The organism is Methanobrevibacter intestini (assembly GCF_047402955.1).
GTDB lineage: Archaea > Methanobacteriota > Methanobacteria > Methanobacteriales > Methanobacteriaceae > Methanocatella > Methanocatella intestini.
On record NZ_CP187956.1, the window covers coordinates 907,122 to 926,614 of the forward strand.

General features: G+C 32.1%; 17 protein-coding genes and 1 riboswitch. Of the genes, 11 read left to right on the top strand and 6 right to left on the bottom strand.

Annotated features, from left to right (window positions below; all coding sequences use genetic code 11):
* Nucleotides 1-54: 54 nt before the first annotated feature.
* The 3 genes from ACMC9J_RS04250 (at nucleotide 55) to ACMC9J_RS04260 (ending at nucleotide 6,226) form a co-directional block, all read left to right on the top strand.
* Nucleotides 55-855 (top strand): NAD+ synthase, encoded by an 801-nt coding sequence (locus ACMC9J_RS04250; RefSeq protein WP_019265060.1) that lies wholly within the window; start codon nucleotides 55-57, stop codon nucleotides 853-855.
* Entirely contained in the window at nucleotides 855-3,710 is a 2,856-nt protein-coding gene (leuS, locus tag ACMC9J_RS04255; RefSeq protein ID WP_427003597.1) for a leucine--tRNA ligase, read from the top strand. The genes ACMC9J_RS04250 and leuS overlap by 1 nt, the downstream gene beginning before the upstream one ends.
* A 470-nt stretch (nucleotides 3,711-4,180) precedes the next feature.
* Entirely contained in the window at nucleotides 4,181-6,226 is a 2,046-nt protein-coding gene (locus ACMC9J_RS04260) for a hypothetical protein (RefSeq protein WP_427003598.1), read from the top strand.
* Between the two features lie 29 nt (nucleotides 6,227-6,255).
* Here the strand turns inward: ACMC9J_RS04260 and ACMC9J_RS04265 are convergent, their stop codons facing one another.
* From ACMC9J_RS04265 to ACMC9J_RS04275, 3 genes are read right to left on the bottom strand one after another with little or no spacing between them, the layout of a single operon-like run.
* Complete coding sequence (locus ACMC9J_RS04265) at nucleotides 6,256-6,981, bottom strand: tRNA (adenine-N1)-methyltransferase (protein WP_019265063.1); 726 nt, start codon at nucleotides 6,979-6,981, stop codon at nucleotides 6,256-6,258.
* A gap of 15 nt (nucleotides 6,982-6,996) precedes the next feature.
* Nucleotides 6,997-7,956 carry a zinc metalloprotease HtpX gene (locus tag ACMC9J_RS04270; RefSeq protein WP_400223102.1) on the bottom strand — a complete coding sequence of 320 codons (960 nt, stop codon included), beginning with the start codon at nucleotides 7,954-7,956 and terminating at the stop codon, nucleotides 6,997-6,999.
* Nucleotides 7,957-8,011: 55 nt separating this feature from the next.
* A complete protein-coding gene (locus ACMC9J_RS04275; RefSeq protein ID WP_427003599.1) occupies nucleotides 8,012-8,386 on the bottom strand; it encodes a hypothetical protein in 375 nt (124 codons plus the stop codon).
* A gap of 109 nt (nucleotides 8,387-8,495) precedes the next feature.
* On the opposite strand from ACMC9J_RS04275, the gene ACMC9J_RS04280 reads away from it, so the two are divergent.
* Together ACMC9J_RS04280 and ACMC9J_RS04285 are read left to right on the top strand one after the other, a co-directional pair.
* Complete coding sequence (locus ACMC9J_RS04280) at nucleotides 8,496-9,443, top strand: replication factor C small subunit (RefSeq protein ID WP_427003600.1); 948 nt, start codon at nucleotides 8,496-8,498, stop codon at nucleotides 9,441-9,443.
* Nucleotides 9,444-9,452: 9 nt separating this feature from the next.
* Entirely contained in the window at nucleotides 9,453-10,907 is a 1,455-nt protein-coding gene (locus ACMC9J_RS04285) for a replication factor C large subunit (RefSeq protein ID WP_427003601.1), read from the top strand.
* Here the strand turns inward: ACMC9J_RS04285 and ACMC9J_RS04290 are convergent.
* Nucleotides 10,893-11,576 (bottom strand): hypothetical protein, encoded by a 684-nt coding sequence (locus ACMC9J_RS04290; RefSeq protein ID WP_019266797.1) that lies wholly within the window; start codon nucleotides 11,574-11,576, stop codon nucleotides 10,893-10,895. The two genes, ACMC9J_RS04285 and ACMC9J_RS04290, sit on opposite strands and share 15 nt — an antisense overlap.
* Nucleotide 11,577: 1 nt before the next feature.
* On the bottom strand, nucleotides 11,578-12,429 hold the full coding sequence (gene aroE / locus ACMC9J_RS04295; RefSeq protein ID WP_427003602.1) for a shikimate dehydrogenase: 852 nt from the start codon (nucleotides 12,427-12,429) through the stop codon (nucleotides 11,578-11,580).
* A gap of 55 nt (nucleotides 12,430-12,484) precedes the next feature.
* Here aroE and ACMC9J_RS04300 point away from each other — a divergent pair, with 55 nt between their 5' ends.
* The 5 genes from ACMC9J_RS04300 to ACMC9J_RS04320 all read left to right on the top strand — a co-directional run bounded on the left by ACMC9J_RS04300 (nucleotide 12,485) and on the right by ACMC9J_RS04320 (nucleotide 17,723).
* Nucleotides 12,485-13,291, top strand: a complete 807-nt coding sequence (locus tag ACMC9J_RS04300) for a CPBP family intramembrane glutamic endopeptidase (RefSeq protein ID WP_331865241.1) — start codon at nucleotides 12,485-12,487, stop codon at nucleotides 13,289-13,291.
* A gap of 126 nt (nucleotides 13,292-13,417) precedes the next feature.
* Nucleotides 13,418-14,713, top strand: coding sequence for a histidine--tRNA ligase (gene hisS, locus ACMC9J_RS04305; RefSeq protein WP_019266799.1), 1,296 nt, complete (start codon nucleotides 13,418-13,420; stop codon nucleotides 14,711-14,713).
* Between the two features lie 3 nt (nucleotides 14,714-14,716).
* Nucleotides 14,717-15,115, top strand: coding sequence for a phosphoribosyl-AMP cyclohydrolase (gene hisI / locus ACMC9J_RS04310; protein ID WP_094516116.1), 399 nt, complete (start codon nucleotides 14,717-14,719; stop codon nucleotides 15,113-15,115).
* Nucleotide 15,116: 1 nt separating this feature from the next.
* Nucleotides 15,117-16,967 (top strand): PINc/VapC family ATPase, encoded by a 1,851-nt coding sequence (locus tag ACMC9J_RS04315; protein WP_427003603.1) that lies wholly within the window; start codon nucleotides 15,117-15,119, stop codon nucleotides 16,965-16,967.
* 9 nt (nucleotides 16,968-16,976) lie between these two features.
* Nucleotides 16,977-17,723, top strand: a complete 747-nt coding sequence (locus ACMC9J_RS04320) for a sugar phosphate isomerase/epimerase family protein (protein WP_019266801.1) — start codon at nucleotides 16,977-16,979, stop codon at nucleotides 17,721-17,723.
* On the opposite strand, the gene ACMC9J_RS04325 is transcribed toward ACMC9J_RS04320, so the two are convergent.
* The gene (locus ACMC9J_RS04325; protein ID WP_427003604.1) at nucleotides 17,706-18,215 is read right to left on the bottom strand and encodes a methylated-DNA--[protein]-cysteine S-methyltransferase; all 510 of its coding nucleotides are present in this window, start codon (nucleotides 18,213-18,215) and stop codon (nucleotides 17,706-17,708) included. The genes ACMC9J_RS04320 and ACMC9J_RS04325 overlap by 18 nt on opposite strands.
* Nucleotides 18,216-18,247: 32 nt before the next feature.
* Nucleotides 18,248-18,321, top strand: a riboswitch (Fluoride riboswitch).
* 26 nt (nucleotides 18,322-18,347) lie between these two features.
* Here ACMC9J_RS04325 and ACMC9J_RS04330 point away from each other — a divergent pair.
* Nucleotides 18,348-19,481, top strand: a complete 1,134-nt coding sequence (locus ACMC9J_RS04330) for a cation:proton antiporter (RefSeq protein ID WP_427003605.1) — start codon at nucleotides 18,348-18,350, stop codon at nucleotides 19,479-19,481.
* The last annotated feature ends 12 nt before the right edge of the window (nucleotides 19,482-19,493 follow it).

The window sequence follows — 19,493 nt, forward strand, 5'->3', positions numbered from 1 at the left end:
AAGTTAAAAAAATCATAATAATTATCATTAAAATTTTTCCAAGGAGTGTAAAGCATGAACGAGCTTCCAAAATTAGATACTAAAACAACAAAAGAAAGCATAATCAAATTCATTCAAGACAAAGTATCTGAAGCTAATGCAAAAGGACTTGTTGTTGGATTAAGTGGTGGAATAGATTCAACATTAACTGCATACTTAGCTACAGAAGCTGTTGGTAAAGAAAATGTATTTGGAATTGTTATGCCATCTACAACCACCCCAACAGAAGATAAAATTCATGGAACAGACATTGCTAAAATATTAGGTATTGATTATAAGGAAATGGCTATTGACAGTATTTTAAACGAATTTTTATCTGTTACACAATATAAAACAGAAAACGAACAGTTAGCTATTGGAAACCTTAAAGCCAGAATCAGAATGTCTATCATATATTATTATGCAAATTCAAAAGGTTACCTTGTAAGCGGAACCGGAAATAAAAGTGAAATACTAATTGGATACTTTACAAAACACGGAGACGGAGCCTGTGATATTGAACCAATTGGAGATTTATACAAAACTGATGTATTTGAATTAGCTAAATATATAGGAGTTCCTGAAGAAATAATCAATAAACCTCCACGCGCAGGTTTATGGAACAATCAGACTGATGAAGATGAAATAGGAATGACCTATGAAAACTTAGATAAAATTCTTTACCAGTACAAAGATAAAGAAACTTCAAAAGAAGAAATAGCTAAAAACTTAGATATTTCAATTGATGAAATTGATATGATTATAAATAAAGTAAAAAGGAACGCACATAAAAGCAAAGTTCCTGAAAGCCCTGAAAAGACTGTAATGGTGATTTAGTGACAGAAAATATAGAAAAAAAATGGCAGAAAAAATGGGAAGATGACAAACTTTTTGAATCCGACCCTAACGATAAAGAAAAATTATTCCTTACTGTAGCATTTCCATATCCTAGTGGTGCTATGCATATTGGACATGGGCGTACATACACTGTTCCTGACGTTTATGCAAGATTTAAAAGAATGGAAGGCTACAACGTATTATTCCCTATGGCATGGCACGTAACCGGAGCTCCTGTTATTGGAATAGCTGAAAGAGTTAGAAGAAAAGATCCATGGACCTTGGATTTGTATGAAAATGTTCACAAAGTTCCTAAAGAGGAACTTCCTAATTTAGCAGACCCAGAATACATTGTAAGATATTTCAGTAGCGAATACAATGAAGTAATGCACGATATGGGATATTCCATTGACTGGAGAAGAGAATTCAGAACTATTGATCCGACTTACAAAAAATTTGTAGAATGGCAAATCGGCAAATTAAAAGATAAAGGATTAATTATAAAAGGAGAACATCCAGTAAAATACTGTCCAAGAGATAAAAACCCTGTTGGAGATCATGATTTGCTTGAAGGAGAAGGAGTAGGAGTTAATGAATTAACCTTACTTAAATTTAAAATGGATGATAAAATCCTTGTTACAGCTACTTTAAGACCAGAAACTATTATCGGAGCTACCAACATTTGGTTAAATCCTGATATTGAATATATTGAGGTCAATGCTGAAGGCGAACACTGGATTATTACAAAAGAAGCTCACCACAATTTAAAACATCAAATTAAAGATTTGGACATTATTCAGGAAATAGACCCTAATGACTTAATTGGAGGATTTGTTGAAAATCCCTTTACCGGCGACAAATTACCAATATTTCCTGCTAGCTTCGTAAGTGGTTCATATGGTAGTGGAGTAGTATTTTCAGAACCTGCAGATGCACCTGCAGACTACATTGCTCTTCAGGACTTAAAAAACAATAAAGAATTAATAGCCAAATATCATTTAGAAGACATTATTGATGATGTAAATCCGATTAATGTATGTAGTGTAAAAGGATACGGAGAAATTCCTGCTGCAGAAATAATTGAAAAATTAGGCATTAAAGATCAAAATGACCCTAAACTTCATGATGCTACTAATGAATTATACAAAGTAGAGCACAGAAAAGGTATTATCAGCGAACATATTCCAGAATATGGTGGTAAAAAAGTATCAGTAGCTAGAGAAGAATTTAAAGCTGATATGATAGCTAAAAACATGGCTACCATCATGTATGACTTTGCAGAAAAGCCAGTTATCTGCAGATGTGGTGAAGACTGTGTTGTTAAAATAATGGACAATCAATGGTTCCTTAAATATTCAGATGAAGAATGGACTGCAAAAACCCATGAAGTTCTTAATGGTGAAACCATCATTCCTAAAGAAGTTAAAAACAACTTTGAATATTATATTGACTGGTTAGATGACTGGGCATGTTCCAGGAATGTCGGACTTGGAACCAGACTTCCTTGGGACAAACAATGGTTAATAGAACCTCTTACAGACTCAACTATCTATATGTCCTATTATACAATAGCTAAATATTTAAGAAACATGAATGCTGATGATTTAAACCCTGCATTCTTTGATAAAGTTCTTTTAGATATTGACAGCGATGATGTAAAAGTTGACAGTGAAACTGTAGCTGAAATCCAAGATGAATTCAATTACTGGTATCCTCTTGACTGGAGATTATCTGCAAAAGATTTAGTTGGAAACCACTTAAGCTTTTTAATGTTCCACCACAGTGCAATTTATCCTAAAGAAAAATGGCCTAGAGGAACTGTAGTCTTTGGTATGGGTCTTTTAGAAGGAAATAAAATGTCTTCCTCAAAAGGAAATGTTATTTTATTAAAAGATGCTATTGAACAGTACAGTGCAGATGTTGTAAGGCTTTTCCTAATGGCATCAGCTGAACCATGGCAAGACTTTGACTGGAGAGAAAAAGAAGTTCTCGGAACCAAAAGAAGATTGGAATGGTTTAGAGAATTTGCCGCTAAAGTAGAAGAAATTAAAAACTCCCCATTAGATTTAACCAATATCGAAAAAGTCGAATTAACTCGTACCATTGATATTTGGATGTTAAGTCAGTTAAATCAGCACATTAAAGAAGCTACTGAAGCTTTAGAAGGATTCCAAACAAGAAAAGCACTTCAGGAATCTTTATTCTTACTTAAAAAAGATGTTGATCATTACTTATACAGAGTAAAACACCTGCTTGACTCCCAGGACCCTGCTATAATCTATGTACTTTCAACAGTTCTTGAAACATGGATCAGATTGCTTGCTCCATTTACTCCACATACCTGTGAAGAATTATGGGCAACATATGGTGGAGAAGGTTACGTAAGTCAGGCCAGCTGGCCGGAAGCTGATGAAAACCTAGTAAGTCCGAAAATTGAAAAATCTGAAGAATTAGTTCAAAATATCATTAAAGATATTAACCAAATCAAGAAAATGGTTAAAGGAGATGTGGAAAAAATCCATGTTTACCTTGCTCCGGATTGGAAATGGGACTTATATGAAATAGCTGAAGAAATTGGAAAACCGGATATTGGTCAGATTATGGGCAGAGCTATTGGGGCAAATATTTATGATGACAAAAAAGAAATAGCAGCAGTAGCTAAAAAAATAGGTCGTGAAATGACTAAAACCAAATATGTAGGTAAAATTGATGAAAACCAAATCATCAGTGATGCACTAGATTATATTGGTGAAGAAACTGACGATGAAGTCATCATACATACTGATGACAGCTATGATCCAGAAAACAAAGCCAGAAATGCAATGCCTTACAAACCGGCTATTTTTATGGAATAAGGGTTGAAAACCTTATTCATTCACTTATTTTTTAAATACATTAAACAAAATTATATATATACATACTTATATAATAACAATTATGAACTTCCAAAACTATAATAAAATAGTTATTTTATTAATTGTTGTAAGTATCATCACAATGATTTCACATATAGACTGGATGACATTTCCTATTTCACACTTTATAGAGATAATTTTAATGATTTTAGTAGCTATTTATCTTATTTTGTGCATTAAACACCATGAAAATTCAGGAATAATTCTAAGCCTAATATGTTTCATACTACTTTGTGTACTGCTTTATGAAAACGGACCCTATATGATTCTTCATATAGAACCTTTCAATATACCGCTGACATTTCCACTTTAATTTAATAACTTTTTGATAAATTTAAAATACAATCATCACCAAAACTTCTATTAAATAATAGTGATTATTTTAAAATTTTTAATAGGAGATATGAAAATTGAATAAACAATATAAAATAGCTATATCAGTTTTACTAGTTTTCCTATTTGTGCTAACAATCGCTTCAGCCAGTGCAACAGATATTGACGTTGGAGGCAATGGAAGTGATTACACAACAGTTAGTGAAGCTGTAAGCAATTCCCAAAGTGGAGACAATATTTACATAGAAACTGGAAACTATAATGAAAATAACATTAACATTAACCATGATTTAACCATATCCTCAAAAAACAGTGGAAATGTAACAATCAATGCAAATTACAATAAAGTGTTTACTGTTAACAAAAATGCAAAATTAACATTGATTGGAATAAATTTCATAAATGGAAAAGGAGATGGTGGAAGCATAATCTACAATAACGGACAAACCACTATAAAAAACTCCACATTTTCAAATTGTGAAGTAAACGGCTACGGAGGAGTTGTATTTAATAATCTTGGAACTTTAAATGTAGAAAATTCAGTATTTAAAAATAACATTGCAGAAAGCCAGGGAGGATTCCTACACAATGAAGCAGGAAAAGTAACAATTACCAATTCCACATTCATCAACAATCAGGCCACACGTGGCGGAGCAATATACAATCACCACGGATTTTTAACAATAGATTCATCAATCTTTCAAAAAAACAGCTGCGGAAAACATGGAGAGTTAGGAGGAGCTATTAAAAACTGGGGACCTGCAACAATTACCAATTCCATATTTGAAGATAACAACGGAGCTAACGAAGGAGGAGCTATTTACAATTTTTATACAACATTAACTGTTGAAAACTGTAAATTTATAAACAACATTGCATATTCCGGAGGAGCTATAATAAATATTCAAAATGAATTAACTCCGGAAATAACAACAATAACATATTCAGTATTTAAAAACAATGACATTAAAAATCAAAACCAAAAAGGAGACATAATCCTAAATTACAACAATATTTTAAACTCAACAGTTAAAGGAATAAATATTGATGCTTCCTACAACTGGTGGGGAACAAATAATGTAACTGGAATGAATTTAAGTAACTGGGCAGTAGCTACAATTACATCCAATCCCTCTACACTTGTTCAAAATTCAAAAGGAAACATAACTGTAAGTTTAAATAATCTCTATAATAACCTTACCAAAACAACAACTTCCAAAAATATGAATATAAACGGAGAAGTTCTTTTTGAAAGTTTAAACTACACTCAAAGCATTGATTTGAAAAATGGAATAGCTAAATTAAGTTTTGATACTAAAAATAGAGACAATATAACTGCAAGTATCGGAAATCAAAAATTCACATTGGATATCTTCAAAATAGAAAGCAGCAATCTTGTAAAATATTATAAAAATGACTCCCAATTTGCTGTTAAAACATTAGCTAATTCAAAAGTGATATTTGAAATCAATGGAAAAAATTACACTAAAACCAGTGATAAAAACGGAATCGCTTCAATGTCCATTAATCTCAGACCAGGAAATTACACAATAAAAACCTACACTCTCGGAAATGTTATAACCAACAATATTACTGTACTTTCAACAATTAATGGAAAAAATATTGTTAAAATGTATAGAAACGGAACTCAATTCTATGCCACATTCCTAAAAGGAGATGGCAGCCCACTAGCTAATACCAATGTGACATTTAACATTAATGGAGTGTTCTACACTAAACAGACTGATAAAAATGGAATAGCTAAATTAAATATTAACTTAAGACCGAATACATATATTTTAACCTGCATCGATCCATTAACAGGATTGGATATAGGATACAACGTTAATGTTTTACCAACTATAGTAGCTAAAAGTATTGTAAAAACTTATTTAAATGACACGCAATTTCATGCAACCCTTTTAGATGAAAAAGGAAACCCTGTAACCAATACAAACATAACATTCAATATTCACGGAGTATTTTACAAAAAATTAACTAATGAATCTGGAATTGCAACATTAAATATCAGGTTAATCCCTGGAGAATATATTTTAACAGCATATGACCCATTTAACGGATTAGATATGGGATACAATATTACTGTTTTAGAAAAAGATTAATTAAAGAGTTTAAATGCTCTTTAATTTTTTTATAATTTACGGGCAAAGACCAAGTATCCAGTATGGCCAACCATACGAGTTTTTGGTCTGACTCCCTGAGGTCTAACTTCCAGACCTCTTTCTAATGTTTCCAATATTTCAATATTATAAAAATTAAGTTTTTTAGCTACCCTATAAGCTATTTCTGCCTGATCAATATATGGTGCATAAACTGCTAACCATCCGCCGACTTTCAAGGATTCATAAACTTCTTCAAATATTTCAAAAGGCTTTGGCAAATCTAAAAAGACCAAATCAATATCTTTTTCATCAATGCCTTCCTTAATATCCTTGTTTTTAACTTCAATATTTGTAATTCCAAATGTTTCAATGTTTTTTTGAGCAACTTTGGCAAAATCTTCCCTTATTTCATAAGTATAAACCTTACCTGTGTCTCCAACAACATTTCCAAAGTTAAGTGCAATAGCTCCAGCACCAGTTCCAGAATCAACAACTCTGTCTCCTGAACCTAAACCTGTGTAAGCCAACACTGTTCCAATATCTTTTTTAACCAAAATGGAACAACGTCTATCCATCAAATCAATGAAATCATTAACAGTAGGTTTAACAATTTTAAATGTGTGGTCTAAGTGACTTTTAAGCTCATCACCTACTTCACAATTAGCTATCTGCTCTTTAGTAACAATACCTAAATCACTTTGAAATTCACAGTCTTCTTTAAGAAGATATTTCTTACCACGTTCATCTAAAATCATTTTCAAATCAATCACCTAATTTTCTAACTCAGAAAGTCTTTTTACTCTTTTTAATGAATCCGGATGTGTTGAGAATAATTCCATAATTTTATTGGATGTGGAAACATCAACATTTCTTTGACTGAGTTCTTTTAACTCTTCTTCAGAAATGGATCCATCACCATCAAAATCTATTTGTCTGAAGTCATTTAAATCTCTTTTAGCATTATCTACATCATTAACAAAAAATGCACGAACAGTATTTACATCTTTAATTGTTTCGTCATCACATCTTGCAGCCCCATAAGATAATTTATAAAGGGCTGAAACCAAATCTGCAGGACGGTTTCCATATTCCACACTAGCTTCATCTGCATAATATTCTCTTGTTCTTGATATAAATAGTACAAGGAGCTGTCCTATAAGATAGAATACATAACCTAATATTCCGATGATAATACCTGCATTATTTTCATTACTGCGTGAAAACATAAATGATAATGCAATATAATAACAAATCATTGGAACTAAGCTTACAATAGCTGTAACAATCATATCATTATGTTTAATGTGGCCCATTTCATGACCTAAAACTGCTTTCAACTCATTTCTATCAAGCAAACCTAAAATTGGGCGAGTAATAGCTATATGTCCGCTTCTTTTAGATCTCCCATATGCAAACGCATTTGGAACATTTATTTCAGAAAGTTCAACCTGCGGTTTTGGAACTCCTGCTTCACGTGCAAGTTCTTCAACCATCTGATGAATATTTGGAGCTTCACTTTCAGATAATGGTCTTACATTCATTGAATGTTTAACTAATGTAGGACCAAACCAGTACTGTGCAGCTACAATACAAAGACTAATAATTAAGTAAAATGATGGTCCGCCAATTCCCAAATAGCTGCCAGCCAATACAACAAGGAAATACACAATAGTAAACAATATAATCATGGTAAGTACCATTCTTGCTTTAAGTTTCCATGTACCTTTCATTTAATATACCTCATAATTTTATAAATTTTTTATATACTTTATAACTACCTATTTATTAACCTATTCTTTCTTCAGAAATTGGGCCGCTTGAAGACCAGTATGACTCATATACTCCAGGATCATACTGACCACCTGAAGTTGAAAATACACTTCTATAAATCGGATTTCCGTTTTCATCATACTCCCCGGTTTCATAATCTTCCTGCCAGTCATCATATTCCTTTTGTGAGTCAGAAGATTTGTCAGAATTATCTGAATAAGTTGAAACCTGAGCATCTTCCTGAGAACTATTAGTAGCATTATTGGTTATATTTGTTTCATTTACATGATTATTATCTGTAGCAGGTATTGAAACAAAATAAAGACACCCTGCAACAACTGCAACTAATGCAACAATCAGAATTATAATTACAACATATTTATTATCCATATCATCACACCTTAATATATAAATTTTATAAGTATTAAATTAGGCAGTACCAAAATCTTAATTTAATAAAAAATACATAAATTATTAGCATATAAATTACGGTGATTGAATGAGCGGACCTTGGGTAGAAAAATATAGACCACAAAAATTAGATGATATTATAGGGCAAAAACAGATTGTAAACAGACTCCAAAAATACGTAGGGGAAGAAAGCATGCCTAATTTAATGTTTACAGGACCTGCAGGTGTTGGAAAAACAACTACTGCAATAGCTCTTGTAAAAGCTATTCTTGGAGAGTACTGGAGACAAAACTTTTTAGAATTAAATGCATCAGATGCAAGGGGAATCGATACTGTAAGAAACGACATTAAAAATTTCTGCAGACTGAAACCTGTTGGAGCCCCATTTAGAATAATATTTTTAGATGAAGTAGACAACATGACTAAAGATGCACAGCATGCTCTTCGTCGTGAAATGGAAATGTATACTAAAACTGCTTCATTTATACTTTCCTGTAATTACTCCTCTAAAATTATTGACCCTATTCAGTCAAGATGTGCAATATTCAGATTTGGACCTATTAAAGGAGAAGAAATCGCAAACAGATTAAAATACATTTGCACATCAGAAGGATTTGAATACACTGACGGAGGAATTGAAGCTATTGAATACTTTGCAGAAGGAGATATGCGTAAAGCAGTTAATGTACTTCAGGCAGCTGCTTCTGAAGGAAAACATGTTGATGAAGATGCAGTTTACGAAGTTGTTTCAAAAGCAAAACCTCAGGATGTTCATAATCTCATAACAAAAGCATTATCTGGAGATTTTATGGGTGCACGTAACCTTTTAAGAGAAACCATGGTTTTACAGGGAACAAGCGGAGAAGACATGGTTAGTCAAATCTACCAGGATGTTTCCAAAAGAGTATTTGAAGGAAAAATGGAAGCAGACATTTATATTGATTTAATTGAAGCAATAGCTGATTGTGATTTTAGAATAAGGGAAGGAGCAAATCCAAGAATCCAACTAGAAGCTCTTTTAACCCAATTCTTATAAGGTATAGAAATGTTATGGACAGACAAATACCGACCAAAAACACTAGATGAATTGGTTGGCAATAACAAAGAAAAAGCATTAATCCAAAAATGGGTGGATAACTGGAAAGCGGGAAATCCTCAAAAGCCGTTGCTTCTGGTTGGTCCTCCAGGAATTGGAAAAACAACACTTGCTCAGGCAATAGCCAGAGAATTCTCAGAATACATAGAACTAAATGCAAGTGACAAACGTTCCCAGGATGTTATTAAACGTACCATTGGAGAATCATCTTCCAGCAGATCATTATTTGGTGATGAATACAAATTGCTTATCCTTGATGAAATAGACGGAATTCATGGAACCAATGACCGCGGAGGAGTAAGAGCTATTGGAGACATTATTAAAAAAGCAAAACATCCAATGATTTTAATAGCTAACGACTTTTATTCAAAACGTATTGCATCACTTAAAACAAAATGTGATGTTTTAAAAATGAGTAAAGTTAGAAGCCCAAGTATTAACAAATTGCTTAAACAGATAGCAGCTAATGAAGGAATAAAAGCAAATCCTGCAGCACTTAAGGAATTAGCTAAAAAATCCAACGGAGATATGCGCTCAGCAATAAACACATTTCAGGCACTGGCAAGTAAAAATGAAATTCTTGAATTAAGTGATGTTGAAAATATAACTACAAAAGATGACAGATCAACAATAATCAACGGAGTTACTGCTGTTTTAAAAAGTAAAAATCCGAATCATGTTAAAAAGGCATTAATGGTTGAAGAAGACCCTACACTTGTAATGGAATACATTGCAGAAAATATTCCTCGTGAATACACAAAGAAAAAAGAAATTAAAAAAGCATATGAAAACATTGCAAAAGCTGATTTATACTTCGGAAGAGCAAGAAGCAGCAGATATTACGGTTATTGGAAATATGCAACTGATTTCATGGGAGTTGGAGTTAGTGATGCGAAAGATGAAACTTATAAAAAGTTTACAAGGATTACCTCCCCTACGGTATTTACATTAATGGGGCGTAACAGAGGAAAAAGAAATTTAAGAGACAGAATAGCTGAAAAAATGTCTCAAAAAATGCATATTTCACATAGTGTAGCTATTTCAATGTTTCCATACCTTGAAATTATGTTTGAAGACAATGAGCTTGCCTGGGAAATATCTGACTTTTTAGGTTTTGAAGAAGATGAAATAAAACGTTTCAGAACCAGAAAAATACCTAAAAAAGTTATTGAAAAAATGGAAAAGCAAAAAGCTCAAAAAAGAGTTGAACAAAGACATGCGAGAGCTCAGGAAATCAAAGACGGATTACTGGCTACAATTCCCCCTCAAAAGGAATCTTCCGAAGAAATAAAAAAAGAACCTGAAAAAGAAGTTAAAAAAGAACCTGCTGAAGAAATAAAAAAAGAAGTTAAAAAAAAACCTAAAAAGAAAACAGACAAACAAGTTTCCTTATTTAACTTCTAATTCTTTTTCAATATACTCATAAGCTTTTAAAACATTTTCACGATACTGAGGAGCTACATCTTCTAAAAATTCCATAAATGATGTAGACAAATCATCATAATCCTCAGTTTCGATTATTTTTTTACCATCCATTTCCAAAAATGAATTAATCCAATCTAAAGGCACATTAATTAAAGGATAAATCTCATTATCTTTTTTATTGAATGTCAATCCTTTTCCTTTGAAAATATCTGAAAATATGGAGTTTACTTTACTGTCTAAAATAATCGGATTAACAGTTAAATCATGATTTCCGCCGTAAACCAGTTTTACACCGTATTTGCGGGTATATGGCTCCAGTATAATTTCAATCAGAGCATTATTTTCAGGAATCAGAATTGTGCTGTTCGGTTTTATTTCATCAGCAAGGACTTTAGAAGATTTGGAGCAGATTTTCTGAAATAAAGAGTTTCTAACTACTTCAATGTCAGGATATTCCTTATTAAATGTCGCCTGTCTTTTTCTTGAAAATTTGGAAAATCTCAGGTTATTAATATAAATTTTTTCAGCAGTATAGCTAACAAAACGTGTATCAACGCCAATTATTTTTAAAAATTTCAACACATCTTTTTTAGAGGCTGTAAATTTATCTTCATCCCTTTCAATGGCAAAATTAAATATAGAATCCATTTTATCTACTCAAATCAAGTGTTTTTCTAAGTGTTTTTTCCATGACTTCAACAGGTGCCTTCTTTCCTGTCCAGATTTCAAAACTCTCTGCACCCTGGTACAATAACATTTTAATTCCATAAACAGGAGTTGCACCTGCTTTAATAGCTTCACTAAGAAGTACAGTTTCATTAGGATTGTAAACAATATCATTAACAACCAAATCAGAATGCATATCCTCTGCTTTAACAATAGCTTCGTCATTTGTATGGGGACTCATTCCTACAGGAGTAGTATCTATTAAAATATCTGCATCACTTACATAACCTGCTATTTTATCAGTAGAATCAAAAATAACATTATCCATTAATTTAGAGTTTTTAACATCCTCAGCTAATGATTTTGCTTTATTCATATTCCTGTTTAAAATAGCTATGCTTTGAGGATTTTCACGAGCCAGATAAAAAGAAATTGCTCTTGAAGCTCCTCCAGCACCTGCCACTACAACATTTTTATCTTTAATCGAAGTTACTTCTTCAATTGCTCTAATACATCCTATTCCATCAGTATTGTATCCTTTCATTTCTTTAAAATCAATTGTATTTACCGCACCAATCAGTTTAGATATCGGATCCAATTTGTCCAAATACTTCATTACATTGATTTTATGAGGAATAGTTACATTAAATCCTTTTATATTAAGAGATTTTGCTCCCAAAATAGCTGATTTTAAGTTTTCAGGATAAACATTAAATGGAACGTAAGCGTAGTCCATCCCCAATTCCCCAAAAGCTGCATTATGCATAAGTGGAGAGAAACTATGTTCTACAGGATGACCTATCAGACCTACAATTTTTGTACTTCCACTAATCATATACTAGTGATATTTATTTAATTGTATAAATATTTCTTTTTACAGATATTTAATTATGGATTTTAATATCACTAATTTCAATGAAAGATTAAAATCAGTAAAACTTAGAGAGTTGGTAGTTGCAGGAATAGCAGCTATAATCCTTGGAGTAATTTTAAGTGAAATATTTCCAGCCATTTATGATTCTGATGAATTATATTTTGTTGTAATTACATTTTTAATATTAATATTCTTTATTTATGCTCTGAAAGGTACTCAAGGATTAAATTCAAATATCCATAAAGTTTTTGAAACTGAAAATCAAAAAGAAATCATTTATGTATTTTTAATAAACCTGTTTTTTGCAATGCTTTTCCTTGCATTGTTTTCCGGTTTAGATATTATAATCGGATTTCTGGACCCTACCTGGGAAACAGGATTTGAATTTGATTATACTAGCCTTACACCAGTTGCATTTTTTATAGATGCTCTTGGAACAATTATTCTTGCACCTCTTGTTGAAGAGCTAGTTTTTAGAGGCGTACTGCTTAATCGGTTAAAACTAAGAATCGGAATTATTCCCGCTATTTTAGTTTCTTCATTTTTATTTGGAATTGGCCATGAATTTGGAGGAATGATAAGTGCATTTTTATTTGGAATCTGTATGTGTATTTTATATCTGAAAACAGACAATATTCTAATTCCAATAACTGTCCATTTCATCAATAATTTAGTTGTAACTCTCTTAGAATCAACATATATTGATATGATAATGTTAGAATTTCCCTGGATAATTCCAACATTGATTATTTCAGTAGTATCTGCTGTTTTGTTAATTTTATACATTTATAAAGGGTTTAAGAAGGTAAAAAGCCTTACTTAAACTCCCAATTTATTTATTTATTTATTTAATCTTGTTTTCTTAATTTATTAACTACCACTTATAAATATATTAAATAATAAAATCTATAATATTATAAAATTATTGATAAAATAATGGAGGGCAATTATGGAATTTACAAGACCTAGAGGAACTAGAGATTTTCTTTTTGATGAAATGAGAGAGAGAAAAAAAGCAGAAAACATATTGCGCAATGTATTTGAAAATTATGCTTATCAAGAAATTAAAACACCTTTATTTGAAGAATTAAAATTATTTACAACAAAATCTGGAGAGGAAATTGTAGATCAATTATACAATTTCAAAGACAAATCCGATAGAGAATTAACTTTAAGACCTGAAATTACTGCTCCAGTAGCTAGATTATACTTGAATGAACTTCAAAAAACTGCATCAAAACCTATCAAACTTTATTATTACGGCAGCTGTTTCAGATATGAAAGACCGCAAAAAGGAAGATTCAGACAATTCTGGCAATTTGGCTGTGAATTAATCGGAGCAAAATCACCGCAGGGAGAAGCTGAAGTTATTGCAATGTGTTCAGAATCCATTGAAAAACTTGGAATTCCTGGTGCAGATGTTAATATAAATCATTTAGGAATTATCCGCGGATTATTCAAACATTTCAACATAGATACATCTACCCAAAGAGAAGTTATGGTTGTTATTGATAAAGGAGATAAAGACCTTCTAAAAGAATCATTAACTGGTGAAAACCCTATTATCGACAATGAGGAGTTAAACAATGTTTTATTTAAATTAATTGATTTGGTTGGAGACAAATCCATTATTAAAGACATTGAAGAGTTAGTTGCACCATACCCTGAATCACATGATGCTTTAAATGAGCTTGAAGAGTTAATTGATACACTTGCCAGTTTTAAAATGGAAAATTACACTTTAAACTTAGGTGTAGCCAGAGGACTTGACTATTATACCGGAATTGTATTTGAAGTTTATATTCCATCTCTCGGAGCTCAAAAGCAGGTCTGCGGAGGAGGAACATACAGTTTAATTAAAATATTTGGCGGTGAAGAAGTAGTTTCCACAGGTTTTGCATTTGGTTTTGACAGATTGATGAATGCAATTGAAGAGCTTGCAACACCGGAAGAACTTCCATGCCCTATTGACATTTACATAGCTCCAATTTCTGATGATGTAAGACTTAAAGCTTATGAAATAACCCAAACTTTAAGGTCTGCAGGAATAGCCTGTGATGTTGATTTAAACGGTAAAAAATTCAAGAAAATAATGAACCATGCAAATAAAATCAAAGTAAAACAGGTAGCTATTATTGGAGCTAAAGACCTGGAAAACAATCAGATTACCATTAAAAATATGGAAAGCGGTAACCAGGAATTAGTAGACCTTGACAATATAGTGGAATATATTAAAGGTGTATGAACAATGGAAATTAATTTTAGACATGAAATAAATGGTCAGAAAGTCATTACAGCTATTGCCCAAGATTGGAAAACTGGGCAAATACTGATGGTGGCCAATATGAATAAAGAAGCCCTTCAAAAAACAGTTAAAACTGGAAAAGCCCATTACTGGAGTACTTCCCGCAATTCCCAATGGCTGAAAGGTGAAAGTTCAGGTCATACTCAGGAAGTTAAAGAAATACTTGTTGACTGTGATATGGATGCAGTTGTTTTGAAAGTCAAACAGAACGGAGCTGCATGCCATGAAGGCTACTTTTCATGTTTTTTTAGAAAATTAAACACTAAAAATATTGAAAACATAAAAGAAGAGGAACTTGAAACAATTTTAGAAAAAGTTTTCAATCCCGATGATGTGTATTAAAATGAAAACAATAATACCAGATACAAGTGCTGTAATAGAAGGAGCTATAAGTAAAATAATAGCTAAAGAGGATTTGGATTATCCTGAAATTATTGTTCCTGAAGCTGTTGTTTGTGAACTTGAACATCAGGCAAATGCAAATAGAAATGAAGGAATAAATGGTTTAAAAGAACTTCAGAAATTACAGGAAGCTCAAGACAATGGCGAGTTAGCTATTACCTTTAAAGGAAAACGTCCGACTAATTATGACATCAGATATGCCAAAAGCGGAGAAATTGACAGCTTAATCAGAGATTTAGCCAGAAGTGAATTTGGAACATTAGTTACAAACGATAAAGTTCAGGCTGAAACTGCAAAAGCTCAGGGAATTTCTGTTTACTACTTCAAACAGGAATATAAACATGCAGAACTGTCTATTGAAAAATTATTTGACGACGACACAATGTCTGTTCATTTAAAAGAAAATGTTGTTCCAATGGCTAAAAAAGGAAAACCTGGACATGTGGAATTTGTAAAAATTGGAGACAAAGCTTACACATACTCTGACATGTTAGATATCTATAATGAAATCCTGGAAAAAAGCAGAAGCGATCCTAAAAGCTATCTGGAATCAGACAAAGACGGATCAACAGTTATTCAATCCAGAGAATACAGAATTTCAATGGCCAAACCTCCATTTTCAGAAGCTTTTGAAATAACCGCAGTCAGACCTGTAGCTAATGTTAGTCTGGAGGAATACAACATCTCTGAAAAGCTGATGGAACGGATAAGCAAAAGCGCTGAAGGAATACTTATTTCAGGTTCTCCAGGAGCAGGTAAAAGTACATTTGTTCAGGCACTAGCTAAATATTATGCTGAAGATTTAAATAAAATTGTAAAAACAATGGAATCTCCAAGAGATCTGCAACTTCCGGCAGAAATTACACAATATGCTCCTTTAGAAGGAAGTATGGAAAATACTGCTGATGTTTTATTGCTTGTCAGACCGGACTACACAATTTATGATGAACTTAGAAAAAACAGTGATTTTAACATATTTGCAGATATGAGAATGGCCGGAGTCGGAATGATTGGAGTAGTTCATGCTACAAGACCAATAGATGCTATACAGAGGATTTCATCAAGAGTGGAGCTTGGAATAATTACTTCAGTAGTAGACACCAGCATTTACATTGAAGATGGAGATATTAAAGAAGTATTTGAAACAAAAATGACTGTTAAAGTTCCATCAGGTATGAAGGAAGCAGATTTAGCCAGACCAGTTATTGAAATTCGTGATTTTGAAACTGGAGAGCTTAAAAATGAAATCTACACATATGGTGAGCAGACAATTGTAATGGACCTTGATTTAGTTAACAATTCTTCAGGAGATCCATCTACTTCCAAATCTGCTGTAGACAGGCTAGCTGAACAGCAAATCCTTAGAAAAATTAAAAGACTAATTCCGAAATCCAAAGTAGGAGTAGAAATAATTTCTCCTGAAAGGGCAAATATCTACATTAATGAAAAGTATATTCCAAAAATCATCGGTAAAAACGGGAAAAGAATAGCTGAGATTGAAAAGGATATTGGAATAAGTTTAGGTGTTGAAATTCTTGAAAACACCCCAGGACATCTGGCCCGCGGTGAAAAATTTGAAGTGGATATTATTCACACTAAAAAACAGCTGATTTTAGATTTGGGAAAAGTCAATGGTACGCAAAACTTTGATATTTTTGTTGGAGGAGAATATTTGCTTACAGCTACAACAAGCAGAAAAGGAGAAATTAAAATAAAAAGAGGCATCGAATTATCTGACCTATTGCTCGATGCCATAGAAATGGGTTTAGAGATAACTGCAGTTAAAAAATAGGTGAAATAAATGAAAATAGGTGCATCAACATTATCAGGATTTAAAGATGATATAGGAACAAATTTAGAATATTTTGAGGAATTAGGACTGGATTATGCAGAGATATTGCATCAGTATCCAAATCAGGATTTAGATACAGATATCTTTGAGAATTACAATTTAAAATATACCGTCCATTCTCCTATTATCAATTTGAACATAGCATCATTAACTGAAAACATCAGACAGGCTTCAATAGCTGAAATTAAAAAATCCATTGACCTTGCAAATGAAATTGATGCTGAAATTGTTGTTGTTCATCCTGGATCTATCCCTTTTTTAGGCAGAGACTTTGAAGATAAAATTTTTGAATTGAATAAACAGTCTATTGAAGAAATTGGAGAATATGGAAAAGAATTAGGTGTAAATGCAGCTATTGAAAATATGCCTACTTTTGAAGGATACATGTACTCAAATCCCTATGAATTAAATGAACTGGTCACTTCCCTGGACATGTCCATGACTTTAGATATCGGTCATGCAAATCATGCAGGATATGGGCCGGAGGATATGTACTTTGATTCCATTAAACACATACATGCCCATGATAATAATGGTGATGATGACTCACACTATGCATTAGGTGATGGCTCTATTGATTTAAAAAGTATCATCTCTACTTTTGAAGATAAAAAGTATAATGGTACCTACATCATAGAAGTAAATGAGAAGGATTGGGTTAAAAAAAGTTATGATTATTTAAAAAATAACTTTTAAATCCCTTATTTTTACACCTTCCAATTCCAATAATTTAATCTTATTTTCCAAACCGCCAGCATAACCGGTTAATTTGCCGTCAAAACCAACAACTCTATGACATGGAACAATAATAGAAATAGGATTATGGCCTACAGCACCGCCAACTGCCTGAGAAGACATATCAGAACTTATCTTTTTTGCAATATCCCCATAGCTAACAACTTCACCATAAGGAATTTCTTTAAGCAAATTCCAGACTTTTAATCTGAACTCAGTTCCCTGCAGATTTAAATCCAAATTTTTAACTGAAGGATTTCCCCCTCTAAAATAGCTATCCAGCCACTTTTCAGTTTTTTTAAAAATAGTTAAATCATTATTTTCCCCTGTTTTATCTTTAAAATTTCCAAAAAAATGTTTCTGACCTTCAAACCACAAACCAATCAGTTTATTGTTTTTACCAGCTAATGTTAATTTTCCCAAAGGAGAATCATAGCAAGTTGTATAAATCATAATGAAAGTTTTAAATAATAAAATATTTAAAATAATAACTTGGTGATGGGGTTCACCAGAAACTTATTTTCAAACCGCAAAAATTGCTGATAACTCCTATGTTATATAAAAAATACTTAGGAGGATAATTTAATGGCTGATGTATTTCCATTAATTTTAGGGATAATAATACTTCTAGCTAGTGTAATTTCTATTAAAACTGGAATTAGTGTAACAGTAGTTGAAATTGCAGTAGGAGTAATAATAGGAAATCTGGGATTCTTCCACAGCGAATCCTGGATGATTTATATAGCTAGTTTTGGAGGAATATTGCTTACATTTCTAGCTGGAGTCGAAATTGATGTTGACTTAATGAAAGATAATTTTAAAGAAAGTTTTACAATAGGATTTTTATCATTTCTAATTCCTTTCGTAATCGTGTTTTTAGTAACTTATTACATTATAGGATGGGAATTAAATCCCGCGCTATTAACAAGTACCGCATTATCTGAAACAAGTATTGCAGTTGTTTATTCCGTTTTAACTCAAAAAGGACTATTTAAATACAAAATCGGAAAATTAATAATGGTTGCAACATTTATAACAGACATATGTACTGCAATAGCTTTAAGTGTTTTATTTACAAAATTTGACATTTATACATTATTATTTTATGTAGTGTCTTTAGCAGTTCTTGTAATGGCTTATTATAAATCTGATTTATTTTTCGAAAATCCATTATTTAAAAATAAAATAGGAGAACTGGAAATAAAATATGTTTTTGTCTTACTTTTAGGATTTATATTCTTTGGAAGTCTTGGAGGCGGGCAAGCCATATTACCTGCATTTATATTGGGAGTAATACTTTCCGATCACTTTAAAAACACTCAAAAAGGAGAAGTTAAATCCAGATTCAAAACCGTTGCATTTGCTATTATAACTCCAATATTTTTCATAATTGGAGGAATGAAAGTTTCCATACCTTTAATATATAGCTGTTTTGGAATCTTTTTAACATTATTTGTATTACGTCAACTAAGCAAATACATTGGAGTTTATTATCCAAGCAAAATCTTTTTAAAACAAAACTATAACTATGTTACAATGATGATGAGTACCGGTTTAACCTTTGGGCTTGTTGCTGCAGTATTCGGACTAAATAATGCATTAATCAATCAGACAGAATATAGTGTAATAACTGGAATACTCGTATTAAGTGCTATTTTACCTACATTTGTAGCTGAAAAATATTATACTCCGGTACATAGTGAAGATTTAGGAGATTGATGGTTAAATTAC